This window comes from Arthrobacter sp. TB 23 (assembly GCF_000294595.1).
Taxonomy (GTDB): domain Bacteria; phylum Actinomycetota; class Actinomycetes; order Actinomycetales; family Micrococcaceae; genus Arthrobacter_D.
The window spans coordinates 31,131-55,815 of record NZ_ALPM01000097.1 but is presented as its reverse complement, the minus strand read 5'-3'; the positions used below and the strand labels follow the sequence as shown (position 1 = coordinate 55,815).

At 63.7% G+C, this 24,685-nt stretch carries 22 protein-coding genes; 18 read left to right on the top strand and 4 right to left on the bottom strand.

Translation table 11 applies throughout. The features are described 5' to 3' along the window. Positions 1 to 74 precede the first annotated feature (74 nt). The 4 genes from B384_RS0113820 to sdhC all read right to left on the bottom strand — a co-directional run bounded on the left by B384_RS0113820 (position 75) and on the right by sdhC (position 3,551). Entirely contained in the window at positions 75 to 863 is a 789-nt protein-coding gene (locus B384_RS0113820) for a succinate dehydrogenase iron-sulfur subunit (protein ID WP_019483694.1), read from the bottom strand. Then, entirely contained in the window at positions 863 to 2,641 is a 1,779-nt protein-coding gene (gene sdhA, locus B384_RS0113815; RefSeq protein WP_019483693.1) for a succinate dehydrogenase flavoprotein subunit, read from the bottom strand. The genes B384_RS0113820 and sdhA overlap by 1 nt, the downstream gene beginning before the upstream one ends. Positions 2,642 to 2,702: 61 nt before the next feature. Then, positions 2,703 to 3,170: a succinate dehydrogenase hydrophobic membrane anchor subunit gene (locus tag B384_RS0113810; RefSeq protein ID WP_019483692.1), complete on the bottom strand. Its 468-nt coding sequence runs from the start codon at positions 3,168 to 3,170 to the stop codon at positions 2,703 to 2,705. Between the two features lie 3 nt (positions 3,171 to 3,173). After that, positions 3,174 to 3,551, bottom strand: a complete 378-nt coding sequence (gene sdhC, locus B384_RS0113805) for a succinate dehydrogenase, cytochrome b556 subunit (protein WP_083850950.1) — start codon at positions 3,549 to 3,551, stop codon at positions 3,174 to 3,176. 252 nt (positions 3,552 to 3,803) lie between these two features. Here sdhC and B384_RS0113800 point away from each other — a divergent pair, with 252 nt between their 5' ends. From B384_RS0113800 to B384_RS0113715, 18 genes are all read left to right on the top strand, one after another. Next, on the top strand, positions 3,804 to 4,943 hold the full coding sequence (locus B384_RS0113800) for a mannose-1-phosphate guanylyltransferase (RefSeq protein ID WP_019483690.1): 1,140 nt from the start codon (positions 3,804 to 3,806) through the stop codon (positions 4,941 to 4,943). A 147-nt stretch (positions 4,944 to 5,090) separates the two neighbouring features. Further along, positions 5,091 to 6,236, top strand: a complete 1,146-nt coding sequence (locus B384_RS0113795; protein ID WP_083850952.1) for an amidohydrolase — start codon at positions 5,091 to 5,093, stop codon at positions 6,234 to 6,236. A gap of 100 nt (positions 6,237 to 6,336) precedes the next feature. Continuing rightward, positions 6,337 to 7,380 carry an LLM class flavin-dependent oxidoreductase gene (locus B384_RS0113790; RefSeq protein WP_019483688.1) on the top strand — a complete coding sequence of 348 codons (1,044 nt, stop codon included), beginning with the start codon at positions 6,337 to 6,339 and terminating at the stop codon, positions 7,378 to 7,380. Between the two features lie 199 nt (positions 7,381 to 7,579). Then, positions 7,580 to 8,710 (top strand): BMP family ABC transporter substrate-binding protein, encoded by a 1,131-nt coding sequence (locus B384_RS0113785; RefSeq protein ID WP_019483687.1) that lies wholly within the window; start codon positions 7,580 to 7,582, stop codon positions 8,708 to 8,710. A 168-nt stretch (positions 8,711 to 8,878) separates the two neighbouring features. Next, positions 8,879 to 10,414, top strand: a complete 1,536-nt coding sequence (locus B384_RS0113780) for an ABC transporter ATP-binding protein (RefSeq protein WP_019483686.1) — start codon at positions 8,879 to 8,881, stop codon at positions 10,412 to 10,414. Beyond that, complete coding sequence (locus B384_RS0113775) at positions 10,411 to 11,655, top strand: ABC transporter permease (protein ID WP_019483685.1); 1,245 nt, start codon at positions 10,411 to 10,413, stop codon at positions 11,653 to 11,655. The genes B384_RS0113780 and B384_RS0113775 overlap by 4 nt, the downstream gene beginning before the upstream one ends. Continuing rightward, the gene (locus tag B384_RS0113770; RefSeq protein WP_019483684.1) at positions 11,652 to 12,938 is read left to right on the top strand and encodes an ABC transporter permease; all 1,287 of its coding nucleotides are present in this window, start codon (positions 11,652 to 11,654) and stop codon (positions 12,936 to 12,938) included. The genes B384_RS0113775 and B384_RS0113770 overlap by 4 nt, the downstream gene beginning before the upstream one ends. After that, positions 12,935 to 13,351 carry a cytidine deaminase gene (locus B384_RS0113765; RefSeq protein ID WP_019483683.1) on the top strand — a complete coding sequence of 139 codons (417 nt, stop codon included), beginning with the start codon at positions 12,935 to 12,937 and terminating at the stop codon, positions 13,349 to 13,351. Before B384_RS0113770 ends, B384_RS0113765 begins: the two co-directional genes overlap by 4 nt. 59 nt (positions 13,352 to 13,410) lie before the next feature. Continuing rightward, entirely contained in the window at positions 13,411 to 14,703 is a 1,293-nt protein-coding gene (locus B384_RS0113760; protein WP_019483682.1) for a thymidine phosphorylase, read from the top strand. A gap of 338 nt (positions 14,704 to 15,041) precedes the next feature. After that, positions 15,042 to 15,680 carry a DedA family protein gene (locus B384_RS0113755; protein ID WP_024476548.1) on the top strand — a complete coding sequence of 213 codons (639 nt, stop codon included), beginning with the start codon at positions 15,042 to 15,044 and terminating at the stop codon, positions 15,678 to 15,680. Positions 15,681 to 15,747: 67 nt separating this feature from the next. Continuing rightward, a complete protein-coding gene (locus tag B384_RS0113750; RefSeq protein WP_019483680.1) occupies positions 15,748 to 16,884 on the top strand; it encodes an adenosine deaminase in 1,137 nt (378 codons plus the stop codon). Further along, positions 16,877 to 17,668 (top strand): MazG nucleotide pyrophosphohydrolase domain-containing protein, encoded by a 792-nt coding sequence (locus B384_RS0113745; protein ID WP_019483679.1) that lies wholly within the window; start codon positions 16,877 to 16,879, stop codon positions 17,666 to 17,668. The genes B384_RS0113750 and B384_RS0113745 overlap by 8 nt, the downstream gene beginning before the upstream one ends. Before the next feature lie 32 nt (positions 17,669 to 17,700). Next, a complete protein-coding gene (gene eno, locus B384_RS0113740) occupies positions 17,701 to 18,981 on the top strand; it encodes a phosphopyruvate hydratase (RefSeq protein WP_019483678.1) in 1,281 nt (426 codons plus the stop codon). 158 nt (positions 18,982 to 19,139) lie between these two features. After that, on the top strand, positions 19,140 to 19,778 hold the full coding sequence (locus B384_RS20665; protein WP_156809109.1) for a septum formation initiator family protein: 639 nt from the start codon (positions 19,140 to 19,142) through the stop codon (positions 19,776 to 19,778). A gap of 96 nt (positions 19,779 to 19,874) precedes the next feature. Then, positions 19,875 to 20,591 carry a DUF501 domain-containing protein gene (locus tag B384_RS0113730; protein WP_019483676.1) on the top strand — a complete coding sequence of 239 codons (717 nt, stop codon included), beginning with the start codon at positions 19,875 to 19,877 and terminating at the stop codon, positions 20,589 to 20,591. Further along, a complete protein-coding gene (locus tag B384_RS0113725) occupies positions 20,588 to 21,556 on the top strand; it encodes a Ppx/GppA phosphatase family protein (protein ID WP_019483675.1) in 969 nt (322 codons plus the stop codon). The genes B384_RS0113730 and B384_RS0113725 overlap by 4 nt, the downstream gene beginning before the upstream one ends. After that, positions 21,553 to 23,001, top strand: coding sequence for a S8 family serine peptidase (locus B384_RS0113720; protein WP_019483674.1), 1,449 nt, complete (start codon positions 21,553 to 21,555; stop codon positions 22,999 to 23,001). The genes B384_RS0113725 and B384_RS0113720 overlap by 4 nt, the downstream gene beginning before the upstream one ends. A gap of 78 nt (positions 23,002 to 23,079) precedes the next feature. Beyond that, on the top strand, positions 23,080 to 24,516 hold the full coding sequence (locus B384_RS0113715; RefSeq protein ID WP_019483673.1) for an NAD(P)/FAD-dependent oxidoreductase: 1,437 nt from the start codon (positions 23,080 to 23,082) through the stop codon (positions 24,514 to 24,516). Positions 24,517 to 24,685: the final 169 nt, after the last annotated feature.

Sequence of the window (24,685 nt, the reverse complement as noted above, 5' to 3'; positions counted from 1 at the left end):
CTGATGAGCCCAGCCCAATTGTCGGCGGCAGTCCGGCGACAGCGCAAGCACCGCATAATGCGGGTGGTGACCAACTAGATCTTGCGGCTCAGAATGGCCTGCTTGACCTCAGCAATGGCCTTGGTGACCTGAATGCCACGGGGGCAGGCTTCGGTGCAGTTGAACGTGGTGCGGCACCGCCACACACCTTCCTTGTCATTCAGGATCTCGAGGCGCATGTCGCCGGCATCGTCGCGCGAGTCGAAGATGAACCGGTGGGCGTTCACGATCGCTGCTGGGCCAAAGTACTGGCCATCGGTCCAGAAGACCGGGCAGGACGAGGTGCACGCGGCGCACAGGATGCACTTGGTGGTGTCGTCGAAGCGTTCGCGCTCCTCGGAGGACTGCAGACGCTCCTTGGTGGGCTCGTGGCCGCGGTTGACCAGGAACGGCATGACCTCACGGAATGACTGGAAGAACGGTTCCATGTCGACAATCAGATCCTTCTCCACGGGGAGGCCCTTGATGGGTTCCACCAGGATGGGCTTCGACGTGTCGAGATCCTTCAGCAGGGTCTTGCAGGCCAACCGGTTACGGCCGTTGATCCGCATGGCGTCGGAGCCGCACACCCCGTGGGCGCAGGAGCGCCGGAAGGTTACCGTGCCGTCATGCTCCCACTTGACCTTGTGAAGGGCATCGAGCACGCGGTCCGTGCCGTACATGGTGAGGTTCCACTCGTCCCAGTGGGCCTCGTCCGAGACCTCGGGGTTGTACCGGCGGACCTTGAGCGTGATGTCGAACGTCGGGATTTCTCCGCCGCCGCCGATTCCCGGCGCGAGCTCGATTTTGGAGGCTGGTTCTCTTTCGACTGTTTCGGTGCTCATTAGTACTTACGCTCCATGGGCTGGTAACGGGTAAAGACAACCGGCTTGGTCTTCAGACGCACGCCGGATGTTTCGGTGGCCGTTGGATCTTTGTATGCCATCGAGTGGGTCATGTAGTTCTCGTCGTCCCGCTCGGGGAAATCTTCGCGGAAGTGGCCCCCGCGGGATTCCTTCCGGTGCAAGGCAGCGGCGGTCATGACCTTGGCCATGTCGAGCAGGAAACCCAGCTCGACGGCTTCCAGCAGGTCAAGGTTGAAACGCTTGCCCTTGTCCTGGACGGTGACGTGCTTGTACCGCTCTTCGAGACCATCGATGACGCTGAGCGCCTCCAGCAGGGTCTCCTCGGTGCGGAATACCTGGACATTGGCGTCCATGATGTCCTGCAGTTCCTTGCGGATCTGCGCCACCCGTTCGCCACCCTCGGAGCTGCGCATCGTGTCCAGCAGCGACTGCGTTTCCGTGAGGGGGTTCTCGGGGATTTCGATGAAGTCGGCGGTCAGCGCGTATTCGGCCGCGTAGATCCCGGCACGCTTACCGAACACGTTGATGTCCAGCAGCGAGTTGGTGCCCAGGCGGTTCGAGCCGTGCACCGACACACACGCCACTTCACCGGCGGCGTACAGGCCCGGCACCACGGTGTCGTTGTCCTGCAGCACCTCCGCCTTGATGTTGGTGGGGATGCCACCCATCGCGTAGTGGGCCGTGGGGAACACGGGGACCGGCTCGGTGTACGGTTCCACACCCAAATAGGTCCGCGCGAACTCGGTGATGTCCGGAAGCTTGGCATCAATGTGAGCGGGTTCCAGGTGGGTGAGGTCCAACAGGACGTAATCCTTGTTGGGGCCGCAACCGCGGCCTTCCCGCACCTCGTTGGCCATGGAACGGGCCACAATGTCGCGGGGTGCCAGGTCCTTGATGGTGGGGGCGTAGCGCTCCATGAAGCGCTCACCCTCCGAGTTACGCAGGATCGCGCCCTCGCCGCGGGCAGCCTCCGAGAGCAGGATGCCCAGACCGGCCAGGCCGGTCGGGTGGAACTGGAAGAACTCCATGTCTTCCAGGGGGATGCCACGGCGGAAGGCGATGCCCATGCCGTCACCGGTCAGGGTGTGCGCGTTGGAGGTGGTCTTGTAGACCTTGCCGACGCCGCCGGAGGCGAAGATGATCGACTTGGCCTGGAACACGTGCAGCTCGCCCGTGGCCAGATCGTAGGAGACAACTCCGGCAACCCTGGTCTGCAGCTTGGTCACGCCGTCGACAGTCACTTCCTCCTGAACGGTCAGGAGGTCGAGGACGTAGTACTCGTTGTAGAACTCGACGTTGTGCTTGACACAGTTTTGGTAAAGCGTCTGGAGGATCATGTGACCGGTGCGGTCAGCCGCGTAGCAGGACCGGCGGACGGGGGCCTTGCCGTGGTCACGGGTGTGACCGCCGAAGCGACGCTGGTCGATCCGGCCTTCGGGTGTGCGGTTGAACGGCAGGCCCATCTTCTCAAGGTCGAGCACGGCGTCAATGGCTTCTTTCGCCATTACCTCCGCAGCGTCCTGGTCAACCAGATAATCGCCACCCTTGACGGTGTCGAAGGTGTGCCATTCCCAGTTGTCTTCCTCAACGTTCGCCAGGGCCGCGCACATGCCACCCTGCGCCGCGCCAGTGTGGGAGCGGGTCGGGTACAGCTTGGTCAGTACTGCCGTCTTCGCGCGCTGACCGGATTCGATGGCGGCGCGCATACCGGCGCCGCCGGCACCCACGATTACGACGTCGTACTTGTGGACCTGCATACGTGTTGTTCTTTCTGTTGTTACCGAACGGCCGCGCCGGCGGCCGGAAGCGTCGAGAGCCCTACGGGGCCGGGCAGTATGGCGCTACATGCGCCACGCCGTCGATCACGGGGCACGGATCGAAGGTGAAGATCACCAGGGTGCCGAGCACGATGATAACGACGGTGGAGGCGTAAAGAACGCTCTTGAGCCAGAACCGGGTGGAGTCCTTCTCGGCGTAGTCGTTGATGATGGTGCGAACACCGTTGGTGCCGTGCAGCATGGCCAGCCACAGCATCACCAGGTCCCAGATCTGCCAGATGGGACTTGCCCACTTGCCTGCGACGAAGCCGAAGTCGACACCCTTGATGCCGTCGCCGTCGATCAGCGAGGTCCACAGGTGGACGAAGATCAGCACCACCAGGATGACGCCGGAGACCCGCATAAACAGCCAGGCCACCATTTCAAAGTTGCCCTTGCTGGCACCAGTGCGCGTGTACTCGGGCGCAACGCGTCCCGAGCGGGGACTTTCAATTACTGGGTTAGTCATGGCTTAACCTCCGAAGACAACCGCGAGATGACGGATGGAGAACGCGACCATGGTGACTGCCCACAGCCCGACGACGCCCCAGAGCAGCTGACGCTGATACTTGGGGCCTTTTTTCCAGAAGTCGATCAGGATGACGCGCAGACCATTGAACGCGTGGAACACGATCGCTGCTACCAACCCAAGTTCGCCCAGGCCCATGATGGGGTTCTTATAGGACTCGATCACTGCGTCATAAGCCTCGGGGGACACGCGCACCAACGAGGTGTCAAGCACATGGACCAGGAGGAAGAAGAAGATCACTACTCCGGTAATACGATGGGCTACCCAGGACCACATGCCTTCACGGCCGCGATAAAGGGTGCCTGCTGGTGTCTTCGACACTGAAATAACCTCCCCTGCAACGCCCGGCGTTTGCGTGTCTGCCACGCAGGTAAGACGCCGATGCGAAAGCACTCTTCACTTGATCCTAATGTAGGCTCCGTCACCTGCGCAGACAATTTAGGCTTCCCTACGCTGTGACATTCTTAACAGGGGCTATGGTGGCGGGCCTCTTGACAGGCGCCGACCGGGTCAACGCACGCCGCGAACGCGTTGAGCCGCGAGAATTTTGTGGAGTGCACTACCGTGGAAACGATGACTACGCAAAGGGCTGGTGCCCAAAATCCAGACGAGGCGCTCCGACGTTTCTACGGCGTAATACCCGCCGGAGGGGTCGGGACGCGTCTCTGGCCGCTGTCGCGGGCCGCTGCTCCCAAATTTCTGCACGACCTGACCGGATCCGGCAGTACCCTGATCCGTGCCACCTACGATCGGCTCGGGCCCCTGACCGGGGACCGCATCATGGTGGTCACCGGGAAGGTGCACCGTCGTGCAGTCCTGAAGCAAATCCCGGAAATCCAGGACGCCAATCTGGTCCTGGAGAGTGAGCCCAAGGACTCCGCGGCGGCGATCGGCCTTGCTGCAGCGATCCTGTACCAACGCGACCCCGAGATCATCATGGGCTCCTTCGCAGCCGATCAGGTCATCACCCCGGTCGAGGTGTTCCAGGAGGCAGTCCGCGAGGCGATCCACACCGCAGCGCAGGGGTATATCGTCACCATTGGAATCAAGCCCACCCTCCCCGCCACCGGATTTGGGTACATCAGGGCCGGCAGGAACCTCCACATCGAGGGTGCGCCCAGCGCCCACGCCGTCATTGAGTTCGTCGAGAAACCTTCCGAAGAGGTGGCGCGCGGCTACCTTGAGACCGGAGATTACAGCTGGAACGCCGGGATGTTCGTCGCCCCGGTGGCACTGATGCTCCGCCACCTGGAAGCGAACGAGCCCGAGCTCTACACCGGCCTGACCGAGATTGCCCGGGCCTGGGATACCCCATCACGGGTCGAGGTTGCCCGGCGGGTCTGGCCTACCCTCCCGAAGATCGCCATTGACTACGCTGTCGCTGAACCGGCCGCCGCTGCCGGCGACGTCGCAATGATTCCCGGAAACTTCAGCTGGGACGACGTCGGGGACTTCGCCGCCATCGGTCGCCTGAACCCGGCCATCGAAAACAGCAAGCTGACCGTGATGGGCGAAGGGGCCAGGGTGTTCTCCGACAACGCCTCGGGCATCGTCGTCTCGGATACCAAACGGGTGATCGCGTTGATCGGAATCGACGACGTCGTTATTGTCGACACCCCCGATGCCCTGCTCGTGACCACCAAGGAGCACGCCCAGGAAGTGAAAAAGGCCGTCGAGCACCTGCGCGCCAGCGGCGAAACCGACGTCCTGTAGCTCCACTGGGGTGCATCCGGACGCTTCATGCTGCCACACAGTTCTATGGTGTGGACCGGCTGTGGCTAGGCTGGAGTGGTGCAAACCAACCGCAGTGCGCCACCCGTTCCGTCAGCAGCCCCTCCCATCGGCGTGTGGCTTGCCCCCATGCTCGAGGAGCTGACCCGGTTCCGACGCGATCTGCACATGCACCCCGAACTTTCGCACAAGGAATACCGCACCACAGACCAGCTGGTCGAACGCCTGGCGGCGGCAGGGTTGGCGCCGCAGCGGCTCGAATATACGGGCCTCTACGTCGACATTGGTGAAGGCCCCATCCGCTTGGGGCTGCGCGCCGACATTGACGCGCTGCCGGTACTTGAAGAGACAGGGCTGCCGTATGCCTCGGCGTCGACCGGCATCGCCCACGCCTGCGGGCACGACATCCATGCGACGGTGATGCTCGGCGTTGCGCTGGTCCTGGCGAAAATGCACGACGACGAACCGCTGGGCGGCCGCATCCGAGTCATCTTCCAGCCTGCTGAAGAGATGATGCCCGGTGGAGCGCTGGAAGTCATTGAGCAGGGAGTGCTCGCCGATGTGCCCCGCATTGTTGCGTTGCACTGTGATCCCCACATCGACGTCGGCCTCGTGGGTACCCGGATCGGCGCGATCACCTCCGCGTCGGACACCGTCCGGGTGGAGCTCACCGGGAGGGGCGGGCACACCTCACGCCCCCATCTGACCGAGGACCTGGTGTTCGCGCTGGCGAACATTGCCGTGAACGTTCCAGCCGTACTGTCCCGCCGAATCGACGTCCGCAGCGCCGTCTCGGTGGTTTGGGGGCAGATCCACGCTGGCAGCGCACCAAACGCGATCCCCGGCCACGGTTTCATGTCCGGCACCATGAGGTGCCTGGACGGGGAGGCCTGGGAGGCTGCCGGTGATCTGTTGGACAGTACCGTTCGCCAGATCGCCGCGCCCTTCGGCGTCGACGTCCACCTGGAACACACCCGCGGAGTGCCGCCGGTCATCAACACCGAGGGGGAGACCGGCCTGCTCGAAGCGGCGGCCCGGGCGGAACTGGGGCCGGACGCCGTCGTGCTCACCCCGCAGTCGATGGGCGGCGAAGACTTCGCCTGGATGACCCAGGCAGTGCCCGGCGCCATGATGCGTCTTGGCACACGCACCCACGGCGGCGAGACCTACGACCTGCACCGTGGCGATTACAACCCTGATGAACACGCCATCAGCTGCGGGGTCCGGGTGATGGCCAACGCGGCCCTCCGGGCCATCCGCGGCGTGAGGTACTAGGCCCCCTGGGATCGGGCCACCACCCGGGATAGATCCCGGGTGGTGGGGCTGGACGGAATAGAGCCGGTACGGGGCGGGTTACCCCCATGTGAGTACATCAGTGAATACCCGTCCGCCCCTGTCAGTCCTCGATCTCGCTACAGTGGGCGTCGGAAAGTCCTCCGGGCAGGCACTAGCCGACAGCACCACCCTTGCGCAGGCAGCCGACCGGTTGGGGTTCAGGCGCTTCTGGGTTGCCGAACACCACAACATGCCCGCCGTTGCGTCCACCTCCCCGCCCGTCCTGATGGCGCATCTGGCGTCAAGGACCGAGCGGATCCGGCTTGGCTCCGGGGGAGTGATGCTCCCCAACCATGCGCCATTTGTGGTCGCCGAGCAGTTCGCGCTGCTCGAAGCGCTCTACCCGAACCGGATTGACCTGGGCATCGGCAGGGCCCCCGGCACGGATCAGGCCACGGCGATGGCGCTGCGGCGGCAAGCCGGTGGTCTTGGCGTGGAAGAGTTCCCCCAGCACGTCCTCCAGGTAATGAGCCTGCTCGGCGACCACCGATCGCCGGATCAGGCGCTGAATCTGGTTGCAACGCCGTCGGCAACCAGTTCCCCCGAGGTCTGGCTGCTGGGCTCCAGCGGATATTCCGCGCAGCTCGCCGGCATGCTCGGCGTCCGGTACAGCTACGCCCATCACTTCGGCAACGAGGACCCGGCAGCCATCATGAACCTCTACCGGTCCAACTTCCAGCCCTCCCCGGTCCTCGATGAGCCGCACTCCATGCTGGCCACGTCGGCGCTCACCGCCGACACCGAGGAGGAAGCGCAATACCTGGCCGGCCCCGCCCGGATCATGGCGTTGGCTCTCCGTTCCGGGCAGCTGGGCCCGATCGTCTCCCCTGAAGCCGCCGCGGCCCGCGTTCTCACGGACCAGGAACTTATGGTGCTCGATCATCTCCCGGCCATCAAGGCAGTGGGCACACCGGCACAGGTGGTCCAACGCCTCGATGACCTGGTCCAGCGCACTGGGGTGAACGAGCTGATGGTCACCGGAACCACGTACGACGTCGCCTCCCGGATCTCCTCGTTGGAGGCGCTGAGCGCGGCGTGGTCCGAGAGTGTTTCCAACGCAATACCCGTTGGTAACAAATCCTGAACAATGTGATTTCCGTCGCCTGATTTGGTAGGTGCGAGGCCGGCACGCCGCTAGAGTATGCTCATATCGTGCCGGCCCCGGCACGGCCCAGTGCCTACGAAAAATCAGTGAAAACAGAGCTCTGCACACGTTCGCGTGGTAACGGGCGGTCACTCATTGAGGTCTTCAGCCGTGGGGCCCATTTCTTTCTGGAGGAATTTTGAAGAACTCACAGCGCACCACTACGCGCCTCAACAACAAGACGGCCCTCTCAGCCGCGATGCTTGGTGTTTCGGCACTGCTGATCGCAGGTTGCGGCGCGGCACCTGAAGACACCGCAGGCTCGGATGAGAGTGCCGAAGCAACTGCAGCCTCGATTGACTACACCGGTTGCATCGTCTCTGACCAGGGCGGTTTCGACGACGAGTCGTTCAACCAGTCCAGCTATGAGGGCATCACCGCTGCCCAGGAAAACCTCGGCATTGAGGTCCGCCAGGCCGAGTCGCAGGCCGAGACTGACTTCGGACCGAACGTCAACTCGATGGTCACCGAGGGTTGCGACATGATCGTCACCGTCGGTTTCCTGCTTTCGGCGACCACTGCAGAGGCAGCCGAGGCAAACCCTGACACCAACTTCGCCATCGTCGATGACAACCAGATCGAGCTGCCGAACGTCAAGCCGATCATCTACGACACGGCCCAGGCCGCCTTCCTCGCTGGCTACACCGCAGCGGGCACCACCGAGACCGGAACTGTTGCCACCTACGGCGGCATCCAGATTCCGACCGTCACCATCTTCATGGACGGTTTCGCCGATGGCGTTGCCTACTACAACGAGCAGAAGGACGCCGACGTCCAGCTGCTCGGTTGGGACAAGGAAGCTCAGACCGGTACCTTCACCGGCGACTTCGAGTCACTCGCCAACGGTAAGACCAACACCGAAAACTTCATCAACGAAGGCGCCGACATCATCATGCCGGTTGCCGGTCCGGTTGGTGCAGGCACCATTGAGGCCGTCGAGGAAGCCAACGCCGACGGCGCCGACGCCAAGGTGATCTGGGTTGACTCCGACGGATTCCTGACCGTCAACGCCGGTAACGAGTACATCCTGACCTCGGTCATGAAGCTCATGGGCGAGGCAGTTGAAGAAGTTATCAGCACCGACGTTGATGACAGCTTCGATAACACCCCGTACGTTGGCACCCTCGAAAACGGTGGCGTGGCCCTTGCACCATTCCACGACCAGGAGGACGCCGTGTCCGAAGAACTGATGGCCGAACTGGAAGAGATCGAGGCCGGCATCATTTCAGGGGACATCGTTGTGGAATCTGAAGCCAGCCCACAGCAGTAACAGCTCTGGCATAACGCGCCGCCGCTCCGCGTGAGGATATACCGCACACGGNACGGACCGGCGGCGCGTTTTGCGTTTAGGCTGGTGACCAGCGAAATCTTATCGACCAGTTCAGCGGCTCCCTCCGCTGTTATCTGGTCCTGACCCAGAACAGGTGGTTGGAGTCCGTTGCTGCTCGAACTGCAGGGAATAACAAAGAGGTTTGGCACCCTGGTGGCCAACGACTCCATCGATCTGATCGTCAAACCGGGCGAAGTGCACTGCCTGCTGGGCGAAAATGGCGCAGGCAAGTCCACCCTGATGAATGTCCTCTATGGACTTTACGAGCCTACCGAGGGCAGCATTCTGCTCGACGGAAAGGAAGTGACCTTTAATGGTCCGGGTGATGCGATGGCCGCGGGAATCGGCATGGTGCACCAGCACTTCATGCTGGTCCCGGTCTTCACCGTCGCCGAGAATGTGGCGCTCGGGGACGAGTTCACCCGCGCCGGTGGGATCCTCGATCTGGAGAAAACCCGTGCCAAGATCCGGGACATCTCCGAACGGTACGGGTTCGACGTCGACCCCGACGCCCTGATCGAGGACCTCCCCGTAGGCGTCCAGCAGCGGGTCGAGATCATCAAGGCCCTCGTTCGCAACGCGAGCATCCTGATCCTCGATGAACCCACAGCAGTCCTGACCCCCCAGGAAACCGACGAACTCATTGAAATCATCGGGCAGCTCAAAGCAGCAGGCACAGCCATTGTGTTCATCTCGCACAAGCTGCGGGAGGTCCGCGCCGTCTCCGACGTGATCACCGTGATCCGCCGCGGCGCGGTGGTGAGCAGCGTTGCACCGAGCACCAGCACCACCGACCTCGCGAACATGATGGTCGGCCGCCAGGTCAGCCTGAGCCTTAACAAGGCACCAGCGACCCCGGGAGAACGCACCTTCCAGGTCCGGAACCTCACGGTCCTGTCCGCCACCGGGCAGCGCCTGGTCGACGACGTCACGTTCGACATCGCCGAAGGAGAGATCCTTGCCGTCGCGGGCGTCCAGGGCAATGGGCAGACCGAACTGACCGAAGCGATCATGGGCCTGCAGTCCCATACCAGCGGCTCAATCACGCTCAAGGGCACCGAGCTGATCGGGATGAAAGCCAGCCAGGTGATCCGGCAGGGCGTCGGCTTCGTTCCCGAGGACCGCACGGTCGACGGGCTGGTCGGGAGTTTCTCCGTCGCCGAGAACCTGATCCTCAACTGGTACAACGAACCCCCCTTTGCCAAGGGCCTGGCCATGAAACCCGCGGTGGTGCAGGCCAACGCCACAGCGAAGATCGAAGAATATGACGTGCGTACCCAGTCAGCCGACTCTGCTGTGGGCACGCTGTCCGGCGGAAACCAGCAAAAGGTGGTGCTGGCACGCGAACTTTCACGGCCACTGCACCTGTTCATCGCTTCCCAGCCCACCCGGGGCGTCGACGTCGGTTCCATCGAGTTCCTGCATAAGCGCATTGTCCAGGAGCGCGACGGCGGCACCCCGGTGATGATCGTGTCCACCGAGCTCGACGAAATCAGTGAACTTGCTGACCGGATCGCCGTGCTGCATCGCGGAAAGCTGATGGGTGTGGTCCCCGGAGACACCACTCGTGACATCCTCGGATTGATGATGGCCGGAATGACGGCGGACGAGGCGTTTGGCCAGTCCGCAAAGGAGAAAAAATGAGTTCACAGTCGCAATCCGGCGATGCCTCACGCAGCGTCCTGCACCGGCTCATGGGCGGAAGCACACTGGTGGCACTGCTGTCGGTAGTGCTGTCGATCGTGCTCGGTGGGCTACTCATCGCAGTGACTGACGAGCGGGTCGCCGAGACGTCGTCGTACTTCTTCAGCCGCCCCGGCGACATGCTTTCGGCGGCCTGGGAAGCGGCCAGCGGTGCCTACATTGCCCTGTTCCAGGGCGCCGTGTTCAACCCTCGTGCCGATACCTTGGCCGCATCGATCCGGCCATTCACCGAAACACTCACCGTCGCGACCCCGCTGATCCTCGCCGGCCTCGGCGTGGCCATCGCGTTCCGCACCGGACTGTTCAACATCGGTGCCCAGGGCCAGATCATCATCGGCGCGACCTTCGCGGCCTGGGTAGGTTTCACCCTCGAACTGCCGCCAGGTATTCACCTGTTGATAGCAGTGCTCGCCGGGTTCATTGGTGGCGCCCTGTGGGGTTTCATCCCGGGCATTCTCAAGGCCCGCACCGGTGCCCACGAGGTGATTGTCACCATCATGCTCAACTATGTTGCCGTGTACCTGGTGGCCTACCTGCTATTCACACCGGCCTTCCAGAACCCCGGGTCGTCCAACCCCATCAGCCCCCGACTCGATGACTCGGCAATGTTCCCGCTGATCCTGGGATCCGGCTACCGATTGCATCTCGGTTTCCTCGTCGCAATTGCCGCGACCTACGGCGTGTGGTGGCTGCTGAACCGCTCAACCACCGGGTTCGAACTCCGTGCGGTCGGCGCCAACCCGCACGCCGCCCGTACCGCCGGTATCAGTGTGACCAAAGGGTACGTCGTGGTCATGATGCTCGCCGGCGGGCTTGCGGGACTTGCTGGCGTCGCCCAGGTCGCTGGCACCGAGAAGGTCCTCACGGGCGGTATCGCCGCCAGCTTCGGCTTCGACGCGATCACCGTCGCGCTGCTGGGCCGGTCCCACCCCTGGGGTGTCTTCTTCGCCGGGTTGTTGTTCGGCGCGTTCCGCGCCGGCGGGGTCCAGATGCAGACCCAGACCGGTACCCCCATCGACATTGTCTTGGTGGTGCAGTCACTGATCGTTCTCTTCATTGCGGCGCCACCCCTGATCAAAGCCATCTTCAGGATCGACCAGAAAAAGAAGAAAAAGAAGTCCAACAAGCCTGACCGGTCCGAGGACATCACCACCCCAACTGCAGCTGGAGGCCTGGCGTGAGCACCGCAACAGAAGCGCGGCCCAAGAGGCAGGCGCCAGGCGCAACAGTGAGGAACTGGAAAGCGCCCATCGGGTTCGGTATCGGCGCCCTGGTCGCCCTGCTGGTGTTTGCCGCGGGTAGCCCCGCCCAGACGGCGGTCTTCCGTATCTCCGACGATTCGGACCGGTTCCGGCTGGCCGATGTCGCGTTGCCCGCAACAGCGGTGGGTTGGTTCACCGCCGTCGCACTGACCCTGCTCGCGGTCTACGCGTTCCTGCAGGTCAGGAACGGCCGAAAGCTCAACAAATGGATCCCGATCATCTACGGTGTGCTGTTCATGATCGGTTTCCTCACCTGGGTGGTGGGAAGCGCCAACACTCCCAGCATCTCGCTGTCCGGCCTGATCGCGGGGTCGGTCACCCTCGCCATTCCGCTGATCTTCGGCTCCCTCTCGGGTGTCCTGTGTGAACGCGTGGGGGTAGTGAACATTGCGATCGAGGGTCAACTGCTGTCCGGCGCGTTTGCGGCGGCAGTAGCAGCCTCGATCTCCGGCAACGCCTACGTGGGGCTGATCGCCGCTGCTTTCGCCGGAACCATGGTTTCCCTGGTCCTCGCGGTGTTCAGCATCAAGTATTTCGTCAACCAGATCATTGTCGGCGTGGTTTTGAACGTGCTGGTTTCGGGCCTCACCGGGTTCCTCGCCTCGACTCTCCTGAGCCGCGACCCCGGCGCGTTCAACTCGCCGCCCAGCTTGCCCGATATCAGCATCCCGCTACTCTCCGAACTTCCGATCATCGGTGCGATCCTGTTCAAGCAGAGCATCGTCGGCTACCTCATGTATGTGGCAGTGATTGTGATCTACATCGGTCTCTTCCACACCAAGTGGGGTCTGCGCGTGAGGGCCGTCGGCGAGCACCCGCAGGCAGCGGACACCATGGGCATCAAGGTCAACTCGACCCGATTCTGGAACGTGTTGCTCGGCGGAGCAGTGGCCGGGTTCGGTGGAGCCTTCTTCACCCTCGTCTCCGTGAGTGCTTTCTCCAGGGATATGACGGCGGGCGCCGGCTATATTGCCCTGGCCGCACTGATCTTCGGGCGGTGGAACCCAATCGGAGCGTTCTTCGCAGCACTCCTCTTCGGCTTCTTCACCAACCTGCAGTACGTGCTATCCATCGTCGGCACGTCAGTGCCGAGCCAGTTCATGGCCATGCTCCCGTACATTGTCACCATTCTCGCCGTCGCTGGACTCGTCGGACGTTCCCGGCCCCCGGCAGCCAGCGGCACCCCGTACATGAAGGAGTGATCGTGACCTCGACGGCCCCTGAACCGGACCGGATTCCCTGGGACCAGCTCACCCAGGCCGCAACCGAAGCGATGCGCCGCGCCTATGTGCCGTACTCCAAGTTCCCGGTCGGTGCAGCAGCCCTGACCGATGACGGGCGTATCGTCTCCGGGTGCAATGTAGAGAACGCCTCCTACGGGTTGACCCTCTGCGCTGAGTGCTCACTGGTGAGCCAACTGCAAATGACCGGCGGCGGCAAGCTCGTCGCATTCAGCTGTGTTGACGGCGACGGCAACACCCTGATGCCCTGCGGGCGCTGCCGGCAGCTCCTGTACGAGTTCCGGGCGCCCGGAATGTTGCTCCTGACGGTCAGCGGCATCAAGACCATGGATGAGGTGCTCCCCGACGCGTTCGGCCCCGAGCACCTCGCCTGAAACTCAGCAAGCGGATCCCATGCCCACCAAGACTTATGAAGTAAAGGACACCCCCACTCATGTCTGAGCAGTTCGACGCCGTCGACATCATCCGGATCAAGCGGGACAAAGGCACCCTCAGCCCGGCGCAGATCGACTGGACCATCGACGCGTACACCCGCGGTGCCATCGCCGATGAGCAAATGGCCGCTCTCAACATGGCGGTCCTCCTTAACGGCATGAACCGTGAGGAAATCAGCCAGTGGACGACGGCGATGATAGCCTCCGGTGAGCGGATGGACTTCTCGTCGCTCGGCAAAGCCACCAGCGACAAACACTCGACGGGCGGCGTCGGCGACAAGATCACGCTCCCACTGGCACCCCTGGTCGCGGTCTTCGGGGTAGCAGTCCCGCAGCTCTCGGGGCGTGGACTGGGCCACACCGGGGGTACCCTGGACAAGCTGGAGTCCATCCCCGGCTGGCGCGCCGACCTGACAAACGACGAAATGATGCGCCAACTGGCCGACGTCGGGGCCGTGATCTGCGCTGCGGGAGCCGGTCTGGCGCCCGCCGACAAGAAGCTCTACGCGCTGCGTGACGTGACGGGTACGGTCGAAGCGATCCCGCTTATTGCCTCCTCAATCATGAGCAAGAAAATCGCCGAAGGCACAGGGTCGCTGGTGCTCGACGTCAAGGTCGGTAGCGGCGCGTTCATGAAGAATCTGGAGCAGGCCCGCGAGCTGGCGCGCACCATGGTCGCCCTGGGCCAGGACGCGGGCGTCAACACCGTTGCGTTGCTCACGAACATGGCGACCCCACTGGGCCTCACCGCAGGCAACGCCATCGAGGTTGAGGAATCGGTTGAGGTGCTGGCCGGCGGCGGCCCGCAGGACGTCGTCGAACTGACCGTCAGACTTGCGGAGGAAATGCTTGCCTGCGCCGGGGTGAAGGACGCGGATCCGGCCGCCGCGCTGCAGGACGGGCGCGCCATGGACGTGTGGAACAAAATGATCGAAGCCCAGGGCGGCGATCCCCGCGCAACCCTGCCGGTAGCCAAGGAATCCGAGACTATCTTTGCTCCCGCTGACGGGGTTCTGGTGGAACTGGATGCGCTGTCCGTTGGGGTTGCCGCCTGGCGCCTCGGCGCGGGACGAGCCCGTAAGGAAGATGCAGTGCAGGCAGGGGCCGGAATCCGGATGCACGCCAAGCCCGGTGCTCTGGTGCGGGCTGGCGAGCCGCTGATGACCCTGCTGACCGATACCCCCGAGAAGTTCGATCGGGCACGCGAGGCGCTCGACGGCGCCGTCGTCATTGCGCCCGAAGGATCCAGGCCCAATTATCAGCTGATCCTGGACCGTATCGCCGAGGCGTAACAGCCGCGCCGAGCGCGCCGCCGCCGGACTGTCCTGGCGGTGATGTCCCCCTGTGGGTGGATGCGGGCAGCCCAAAGATCAGCCGAACGGGCGACGCGGTCCGGGACCTCCTCGCCCTAACGTTGAGGTATCACGGCGACCGAACAACCTGGCCCGAACAACTTGGCCCGACCAACCTGGCATTGACACAACCGGGCCCAGCCCTGAGGGAAACAGGGGTTGTGTCAGGGGGTCCACCCATGGCGGCGACCCTCGGCGGATGGCATCGTGATAACTGTCGGACAGTCAGCAAGGGCGGAAAAGGGGGTAGATCGAACATGGACGCTGTCATCACAGCCCTGAACGCGGTCAGCACCTTCATCCTCAGCACCGCCGAGCAACCCTGGGTCTACCTCCTGGTGTTCATCTGCTGCACCGTCGACGGGTTCTTCCCGCCCTTCCCCAGCGAATCGGTGGTTGTCGGGCTCGCCTCACTAGTGCTCACCCAAGGTGTTCCCAACCCCTGGTTCCTGATAATTTCGGCGGGTCTCGGGGCGTTCATCGGCGACAACATTGCGTACGCGATGGGAAAAGCGATCGGCACCCGACGGTTCCGTTGGATGCGCTCGGCCCGCATGCAACGCTCCTTTGCCTGGGCCGGATATGAGCTGCAAAAGCGCGCTGCCTCACTGATCCTTGTGGCACGGTTCATCCCCATCGGGCGGGTGGCGGTGAACCTCACGGCAGGGGCCACCGGGTATTCACGCCGAAGCTTTGTTGGGCTCACCGCACTCTCGGCGGTGGTGTGGTCGACCTACTCGGTCGGCATTGGCGTCCTCGCAGGCTCCTGGTTCGAGCACAATCATCTGCTCGGCGTCATGGTAGCCATCGGGATCGCCGTCATTCTCGGGATCGTTGTGGACCGCATCATTGCAGCGGTCCGCGGCTCAACGCCGATGCGTCCCGAGCCGGCCAGGGTTCACTCGGACAGCAAGTAACGGTGCCGTGCCTGAACGGGCGCCTCAGCGCTAGTCCCCACAAAGCACCTCGCGTAAGGTAAGTGAAGTGACTGAGCCAATAATCTCCCCAGCGACCGACCTCTCCTTCGACCTGCGGAGCCTGCCCAAGGTGTCCCTGCATGACCACCTGGACGGCGGCCTGCGCCCGTCCACCATCATCGAACTAGCCGAAGCGGTTGGCCACCAACTGCCGTCCACCGATCCGGTGGCATTGGGCGAATGGTTCAGGGAATCAGCCAACTCCGGTTCCCTGGTCCGCTACCTCGAGACCTTTGACCACACCATCGCTGTCATGCAGACCCGCGAAGGCCTGATCCGCGTAGCCCGCGAGTTCGTTGAGGACCTGGCCGACGACGGCGTCGTCTACGGTGAGGTGCGCTGGGCCCCGGAACAGCACACCGCCAAGGGCCTCAGCCTTGACGAAGCCGTTGAAGCTGTCCAGCAGGGCCTCGACGAGGGCGTCGACGCAATCGTTGCCGGCGGCCGGGCCATCCAGGTGGGTCAGCTGATCACCGCCATGCGGCACGCAGACCGCGGCCAGGAAATCGCTGAACTGGCCGTTCGCCACCGCGACAAGGGCGCCGTCGGGTTCGATATTGCCGGCGCCGAGGATGGATTCCTGCCGTCCCGGTTCAAGGACGCGTTCACCTACCTGGCAGAACACCAGTTCCCGGTGACCGTCCACGCTGGCGAGGCCGCTGGTCTGGACAGCATCGTTGACGCCCTGGTTCACGGGCACGCGCTACGCCTCGGGCATGGGGTTCGGATCGCCGAAGACATCGAGATTGAATATGACGAGGACAGCGAAGAGCCCGAACTCGGCGTCGTCACCCTCGGCCAGGTGGCCGCCTGGGTACGCGACCGCGGCATCGTCCTTGAGGTGTGCCCCTCCTCGAACCTCCAGACCGGAGCCATCGCAGCGTTCGGCGGGGACATCGCCAGCCACCCCATCGACCTGCTGTTCCAGCTGGGATTCAAGGTGACCGTCAACACCGACAACCGCCTGATGAGCGGTGTCACCCTGACCGACGAGTTCGAGCTACTTTCCGAAACCTTCGACTATGACCTGGACGATCTGCTGGAGCTGACCCTCAACGCGGTCAACGCAGCGTTCCTGCCACTCGAAGACCGTGAGGCGCTTGCCGACTACGTCACCGAAGGTTTTCTTCGCGCCGATGCCTGAGTCGCCGCCGGGCTCCGCCTCGCCAGGAGGCCAGCATCCGCTGGACCGGCTGGTCGAGGTGGTAGCCCAGCTCCGGAAACACTGCCCCTGGATGGCTGAACTCACGCACGCTTCACTCGTCGAGTATCTGGTGGAGGAGTGCTACGAGCTGGTCGATGCGCTCGACGACGCCTCAAACAACGCTGCCAGTCTTGACTCAGCGGCCAACCTGCGCGGGGAACTGGGTGATGTGTTGCTGCAGGTGGTACTCCACGCCCAACTGCAGCGGGAGCACGGTCGTTTCGACCTCACCGACGTGATCGACGGTCTGACACGCAAGATGGTCCGTCGCAACCCCCACGTCTTCGCGCCCGACGGAACGCTGCGGCAGAGCTTTCCCTCCTCGATCGAATCGATCGTTGAGACCTGGCATCAGGTCAAGCGTGCGGAGGAGCCCGGTCGGGTTGATCCGTTCCACGGAATACCCACGCACCTTCCCGCTCTGGCTCTGGCGGCCAAAACCCTGCGTCGGGCCGCTGATCCGCTGCCTGAGCCAGCCGCAGCGTTGGCGGGCGCCGAACCGCAAACCGAAGCCGAACTGGGGGAGCAGTTGCTCGAGGTGGTGCAGCGAGCCATCGCGAGCGGGCTCGACCCGGAGCGGGCGCTACGCTCAGCGGCACTCCGATTTCAGGAGCGCTCACGCACCAGTCTTCCGGAGGACATGAAAGGCGCTGCGACAGACGTTTCCACTAGGCTGGGATCGAACCCATCAACCGGTCAGGTTAGCCCTGACCGGACGCCTTGAGATTATTCACCCTAGAACCAAAGGAGCAATACATGGCCATCATCGACGCCATCCACGCGCGTGAAATCCTCGATTCCCGCGGCAACCCCACCGTCGAGGTGGAAGTACTGCTCGACGACGACACCTTCGGCCGTGCGGCTGTGCCCTCCGGTGCTTCCACCGGTGCTTTCGAAGCCAACGAACGTCGTGATGGCGATAAGGCCCGCTACCTCGGCAAGGGCGTTCTGCAGGCCGTCGAAGCAGTGATCGAGCAGATCCAGCCGGCGCTCCTCGGCTTCGATGCCACCGACCAGCGGGCCATCGACCAGGCCATGATTGACCTCGACGGCACGGAGAACAAGTCAAGCCTTGGCGCCAACTCGATGCTCGGCGTTTCCCTGGCCATCGCCCGCGCCGCCGCGGAGTCCTCCAAGCTGCCGCTCTACCGTTACCTCGGCGGCCCCAACGCCCATGTACTGCCCGTTCCGCTGATGAACATCCTGAACGGCGGCTCCCACGCCGACTCCGACGTCGACATCCAGGAGTTCATGATCGTTCCCCTGGGCGCCGAATCCTTCTCCGAGGGTCTGCGCTGGGGCGTTGAGGTCTACCACGAACTGAAGTCCGTGCTCAAGGAAAAGGGCCTTGCCACCGGGTTGGGCGACGAAGGCGGATTTGCGCCAAACCTGCCGTCCAACCGCGATGCGCTCGACCTGATCACCACAGCCATCGAGCGTGCCGGCTACACGCCGGGTCAGGACATTGCCCTCGCACTGGATGTAGCGGCTTCGGAGTTCTACACGGACGGCGCTTACCACTTCGAGGGGAAGACGTTGTCCTCCGCCGACATGAACACCTACTACGGTGAACTGGTGCGCGACTACCCGTTGGTTTCCATCGAGGACCCCCTGGATGAAGAAGACTGGGACGGGTGGAAAGCCCTCACCGAACAGGTCGGCTCAAAGGTTCAGCTGGTTGGCGACGATCTCTTCGTCACCAACCCAGTGCGTCTCGCCCGCGGCATCGAAGCAGACACCGCCAACTCGCTGCTGGTCAAGGTCAACCAGATTGGAACACTGACCGAGACCCTCGATGCGATCTCCATGGCGCAGCGTGCTGGCTACACCACCATTACCTCGCACCGGTCAGGTGAAACCGAGGACACGACGATTGCTGACATCTGCGTCGCAACCAACGCCGGCCAGATCAAGACCGGCGCTCCGGCACGATCCGAGCGGGTGGCCAAGTACAACCAGCTCCTACGGATCGAAGAAGAGCTCGACGACGCCGCCCGGTACGCAGGGCGAGGCGCCTTCCCGCGTTTCAAAGCCTAGTTAGCAGCAGCGGCGGCTACCCTCGTAATAGGGACGGCTCACAGGCCACCAGTCCCGATACAGAGGATTTTGAGGAGTTTTGATGTCTACCCGCCGCCCCAAGGTGCCGCGCAGCGCTGGTCCTCAGGCGCCGCCGGCACCAGCACCCATCAACCGGCATGGGACACACGCCACGCCTACGGCGCGGCGAACACCCAAGAAGCCTGTCGCGGGTGCAGGCAAGTCCACCGCAGCCAAACCGGCTACACGCGGNCGGGAAACCGGCAGGACCCGCACCGCGTCCGGCGCCAACACCTCTGACCCCGTCAGAGGAACGGGCGAAGCAGCGGCTGCAACTCGCTGGCACCATCCGGCGGGCACGCCAACCGTTCCGGCGTGAAGCGCCAGCAATTGTGCCGGCCGAGGATGCCAAGCCCATTCCGGCCAAATCCTTCTCCGGTCGGCTCTTGGCGCTGGCGGTAGTGCTGGTGACCATCACGGTGCTCCTGGCGCCATCGGTGCGAACCTACCTGCTCCAGCAGGGCGAGCTCAACACTCTGCGGGACGAGATTGCCGCCCTGGAGGAAACCCAACTGGAATCCCAGCGGCAGCTCGCCCGCTGGGAGGACCCCGCCTATATCAAGGCCCAGGCCCGCGAACGAATTTTCCTGGTAATGCCCGGTGAGACCCGCTATGTGGTGGTCGGCGACACCGAACCAGGCGAAGAAGCAGTCGGCTCCTCCGGCGACGCCCCGCAGGATCTCCCCTGGGTCGATGCGCTCTGGGACTCCATTGAGCGGTCTGCAACAGACTCCTAGCGCCCGCACCCGCGCTCATCATTCCCGGTGCAGGTCCCGGAACACCGCACCTCATCTCCCTCCACGAACTTCAACCACGAAAGGTTGGGCCCCGATATGGACGCTGCACCCGGCACCGAGCTGACCACATCCGATCTGGAAACCCTCAGCCGCCAACTTGGCCGTCCCGTGCGCGACGTCGTCGAAATTGGTGCTCGCTGTGTCTGCGGCAACCCGCTGGTGGCGACCACCGCCCCCCGGCTATCCAACGGCATCCCCTTTCCCACCACCTACTACCTGACGCATCCGGTGATCACTGCTGCGGTCTCCCGCCTTGAAGCGTCGGGCTTGATGGCCGAGATGACGGCACGGCTTGAACACGACCCGGGGCTCGCCGAGAAGTACCAGTCGGCGCACGAGCAGTACCTTCGTGTCCGTAAAGCCATCGGCGACCGGTCAGGGACGGGTCCTGTTCCGGAGATCGACGGCGTGTCAGCCGGCGGAATGCCCACCCGGGTCAAATGCCTCCACGTCCTGGTGGGACACTCACTGGCGGCCGGCCCGGGTGTCAACCCGCTCGGCGACGAAGCGGTTGAAGGTATTGCCCAGTGGTGGACCCGGGACACCTGCTACTGCTCCGGTGCCTGGGACACGGCCGGCTCGGCGCCGGACCGCGAACTCAGCCGGCACACCCGCACCCAGAACCTCAGCCCAGAGGAAATCGACGCGAAACGCGCCTCGCGTCGTGCGGCTGCCGACGCGGCTGAAGCGACGACGGCCAGCACCGGCACAGCACCCACCGGCACCGACGCAAACACGCCGGAGAAACCATGATCCGCACAGCCGCCATCGATTGCGGCACCAATTCCATCCGACTGCTGATCGCTGACGTGGACGACGACGGCAGGTCCCTCACCGACGTCGTGCGTCTCATGCGCGTGGTCAGGCTCGGGGAGGGAGTGGATACCACCGGGCGGTTGTCCGCGGCCGCGCTCGAACGCACCTTCACCGCGGTCCGCGAATACGCTGAACTTATCGGTCTGCACGGAGCCGACCGGATTCGGTTCGTCGCCACCTCGGCGACCAGGGATGCCGAGAACCGTGAAGAATTCACCTCGGGCATCAGCGCGCTGCTGGGGGTAGCGCCGGAAGTGGTCAGCGGGGCTGAAGAAGCCGCACTGTCATTCGATGGTGCGCTGAGCGTGCTTCCCGCGGCGGCCTCCCCGGCCGATGAGTCGCTGGCGCTCGTCGTCGATCTGGGCGGTGGAAGCACCGAATTCGTCGTCGGCACTTCAGCAGGGGTGACGGCCTCACGCAGCATGGATATGGGGTGCGTGCGATTCACTGAGCGCTACCTGGCCGCAGACCCGCCCACTGCTCAGGAGATCGCGACCATGGAAACCGAGGTCCGACGCCTGATCGCCGAGGCTTCACAGGACGTGCCATTTGACCGGGTCAGCCGGCTGATAGGGGTGGCAGGAACCATCACCACCATCACCGCTCATGCGTTGGACCTGCCGGGGTACAGCTCGGCGGACATTCATGGCGCAGAACTGGACCAGGAGCGGGTCTGGCGGGCCTCCACCGAGCTGCTGGCAATGAGCAGGGAATCCCGCGCCGCCCTGCCGTACATGCACCCGGGCCGGGTGGATGTGATCGGTGCCGGCGCATTGATTTGGCGCACCATCACCGCCCACCTTGCCGATGCCACCGGGGGCAGGGTGAAAACCTCTGTCGCCAGCGAGCACGATATTCTTGACGGAATTGCCCTCAGCCAGAACAGGAAAACCACCCAGTGACCAACCCCAGCGGAGCTTTCGGCTCCCGGTTGCGAGCCACGGCTTGCCTGCTCGGTGTGGCTGTCGCAGCAGCACTGCTTCCTGCCCTCCCGGCTCAGGCAGATGACCTGCGGGAACGCGAATACTGGCTGGAAGACTACGGGATCGTCGAAGCCTGGGAAACCACCAAGGGCGAGGGAGTCCGGGTCGCTGTCATCGACAGTGGCGTGGACGGTTCACATCCCGATCTTGAGGGAGTGGTGGTAGGCGGCAGCGACGTTTCGGGGTCGGGGCAACCCGACGGTCAGCTCGGCATCGGCGAGGTTGCTGAGCACGGCACTCTCGTCGCCAGCCTGCTGGCCGGCCGCGGGCACCTGCCCGATCCTCCGCCCAGCCCCTCACCATCCGATGACGAAGATGCCGCTGACGAGTCGCCGTCGCCCGAACCGGTCGCTACGTCCGGCCCCGATACCTACGGTCGGGGATCGGACGGGATTGTCGGAGTGGCACCTGAGTCAGAGCTGTTGGCCGTGTCCGTCTGGATTGAAGGCGAAACCAAGGGACCCAATCCAGCGGGCATCAGTATCGACGCCCAGATCCCGAACGCTGTGCGCTGGGCGGTGGACAACGGAGCCCAGGTGATCAACATGTCGCTTGGAAGCACCTCACCGACCTGGCCGGAGAGCTGGGACGAGGCCTTCCTTTACGCCGAGCAAAACGACGTCGTCATCGTCGCCGCCGCGGGTAACCGTGCGGGAGGCTCCCTGCAGGTGGGTGCTCCGGCGACCATGCCGGGCGTTCTTGCCGTCGCTGGTCTGGACCGGGAGGGCCAAGCGAGCCGCGAATCCTCATCCGAGGGAATCAGTATCGGGGTCGCTGCTCCTGCTGAGAACCTGGTGGGAGCCCTGCCGGGTGGGGTGTACGCCGACTGGTCGGGCAGCTCGGGAGCTGCGCCTCTGGTCGCTGGAACCGCCGCGCTGATCCGTTCGAAGTACCCTGACCTCTCCGCGGCCCAGGTCGTCAACCGGATTTTGTTGACGGCCCAGGAGGCCGGCGCCGAGGGCGAGGAACGCGACACTATCTACGGCTACGGGATCCTCGACGTGGCAGCGGCGGTTAATGCCGAGATTGCCGTCCCCGAGGAAAACCTCCTGGGTTCGATGGCCGAATATATCGAGATCTACCGCAGAGGAGCTCCAGCACCCCCACCCGAGGCCGATGCTCCAGCCAGCAAACCCACGGCGGCTGATATCCCCGAGCCGGAGGTGCCGGTGGCCGAAGATGGCACTGGCACCTCCGGCGGGCTTCCCGCGTCGATCGTGCTGGGTTTTGGCGGCCTGATAGTGGTGGTCCTTGCCGCTGGGACCTTCGCAGTCGTCCGTGCGCGGAGGGCCGCTTTGTCCAACCCGATGGACGAGAATACCGACACGGATTCTCTGGAAGCGGCCGCCGAACCTCGGCCCTAGACACTGATCCTGTTGGCCGGGCTCAAGGCTCAACGTAAACTTAGTGAACTTTTTCACAAAGTCCGGTACCATCGAGGCATGGCACTGAATCAACAGTTCTCCGATCGTCCGCGCATTCTTGTAGTCGGTGGCGGCTACGTAGGTCTCTATGTGGCCCACAAGCTACAGAAGAAGATCAAGTCCCACGGTGGCATTGTCACCCTGGTGGACCCGCTGCCCTACATGACCTACCAGCCGTTCCTCCCCGAGGTGGCCGGTGGCAACATTGAAGCCCGCCACGCAGTGGTTTCGCACCGCACCCACCTCAAGCAGACCGAGTTGATCACCGGCAAGGTCACCGGCATCGACCACGCCCGCCGTACTGCAACGGTCGCCCCGGCTGACGGTAGCGAACCGTTCGAGCTGACCTACCGCGATGTCGTCGTCGCCGCCGGTTCCATCACCCGGACCTTCCCGATTGAAGGGTTGAAGGACCAGGGGATCGGCCTGAAAACCATCGAGGAAGCTGTCGCACTGCGCAACCAGATGCTGGAGCGGATCGAGACCGGCTCGCTGATGGCGGCCGGACCGGAGCGCGACCGTGCCCTGACCTTCGTTGTGGTTGGCGGCGGATTCGCCGGTATTGAAACCATCACCGAAATCGAGGACATGGCCCGGGCGGCGGTCAAGAAAAACGACCGGCTTGAGCACTCGGACCTGAGGTTCGTCCTGGTGGAAGCCATGGGACGGATCATGCCCGAGGTAACTGAATCCCAGGCGGTGTGGGTGGTCGCCCACCTAAGGTCCCGAGGAATTCAGGTCAAGTTGAATACCTCGTTGGCTAGCGCGGTGGATGGCCGGCTGAAGCTGATCAATATGCCGGACAAGACTCCAGCGGACGAGTTCGAGACTGACACCCTGATCTGGACCGCTGGGGTTCAGGCCAACCCGATGGTCAGGTCCTCCGACTTCCCGATCGACGAGCGTGGCCGTATTCGCGCCAACGCCGAACTGCGGATCACCGGTGACGACGGCCCCCTTGAGGGTGCGTGGACCGCAGGCGATGTCGCCGCAGTTCCAGACCTCACCGGCGGCGGCGTCGGCGGATTCTGCGTTCCCAACGCCCAACACGCTGTGCGCCAGGCCAAACTCCTCGCGAAGAACATCTACGCGCAGAACAACGGCGTCGGCAGGGTCAAGGAATACAAGCACAAAAACCTCGGTGCTGTGGCTGGCTTCGGGCAGTACAAGGGTGTTGCCAACATCATGGGCTTCGGCATGCGAGGACTCCCCGCGTGGTTGGCTCACCGTGGCTATCACGGGATGGCGATGCCGATGTTCGAGCGTAAGTTCCGAGTGGTCTTCAACTGGATTCTGAGCTTCGTCTTCGGACGGGACACCACCCAGCTGATGGATTTGCAGACGCCCAAGCGTCAGTTCCGTGAGGCCGCGACGCCGCCGCCGAAGAAGGCTGAAGCTCCCTCCAGCGCCGGTGCAGCGAAAAGTGATTCCTATAGTGAGCCAGCCAGGAAATAGGTTCAGCTGACTGACTGGAACTAACGGCGGCACCGGCTCCTGGAGCGGGTGCCGCCATCACCTTTTAACGGGGAACGCGTGGCGGACCGACCCGCAGTGACGTGACCAGTCGCCGGGATGGATTGGCTCCGCTCGGACCACGTGTGGTGCAACGATCACGTAGGCTAGA

What these genes read in the sequence shown, in the direction of transcription:
- B384_RS0113745 (WP_019483679.1), top strand. Translation starts at nt 16,877, where the DNA reads ATGCCTGAGTCGCCGCCGGGCTCCGCCTCGCCAGGAGGCCAGCATCCG.
- B384_RS0113760 (WP_019483682.1), top strand. Translation starts at nt 13,411, where the DNA reads ATGTCTGAGCAGTTCGACGCCGTCGACATCATCCGGATCAAGCGGGAC.
- B384_RS0113800 (WP_019483690.1), top strand. Translation starts at nt 3,804, where the DNA reads ATGACTACGCAAAGGGCTGGTGCCCAAAATCCAGACGAGGCGCTCCGA.
- B384_RS0113715 (WP_019483673.1), top strand. Translation starts at nt 23,080, where the DNA reads ATGGCACTGAATCAACAGTTCTCCGATCGTCCGCGCATTCTTGTAGTC.
- B384_RS0113725 (WP_019483675.1), top strand. Translation starts at nt 20,588, where the DNA reads ATGATCCGCACAGCCGCCATCGATTGCGGCACCAATTCCATCCGACTG.
- B384_RS0113730 (WP_019483676.1), top strand. Translation starts at nt 19,875, where the DNA reads ATGGACGCTGCACCCGGCACCGAGCTGACCACATCCGATCTGGAAACC.
- B384_RS0113820 (WP_019483694.1), bottom strand. Translation starts at nt 863, where the DNA reads ATGAGCACCGAAACAGTCGAAAGAGAACCAGCCTCCAAAATCGAGCTC.
- B384_RS0113810 (WP_019483692.1), bottom strand. Translation starts at nt 3,170, where the DNA reads ATGACTAACCCAGTAATTGAAAGTCCCCGCTCGGGACGCGTTGCGCCC.
- eno (WP_019483678.1), top strand. Translation starts at nt 17,701, where the DNA reads ATGGCCATCATCGACGCCATCCACGCGCGTGAAATCCTCGATTCCCGC.
- B384_RS0113795 (WP_083850952.1), top strand. Translation starts at nt 5,091, where the DNA reads ATGCTCGAGGAGCTGACCCGGTTCCGACGCGATCTGCACATGCACCCC.
- sdhA (WP_019483693.1), bottom strand. Translation starts at nt 2,641, where the DNA reads ATGCAGGTCCACAAGTACGACGTCGTAATCGTGGGTGCCGGCGGCGCC.
- B384_RS0113775 (WP_019483685.1), top strand. Translation starts at nt 10,411, where the DNA reads ATGAGTTCACAGTCGCAATCCGGCGATGCCTCACGCAGCGTCCTGCAC.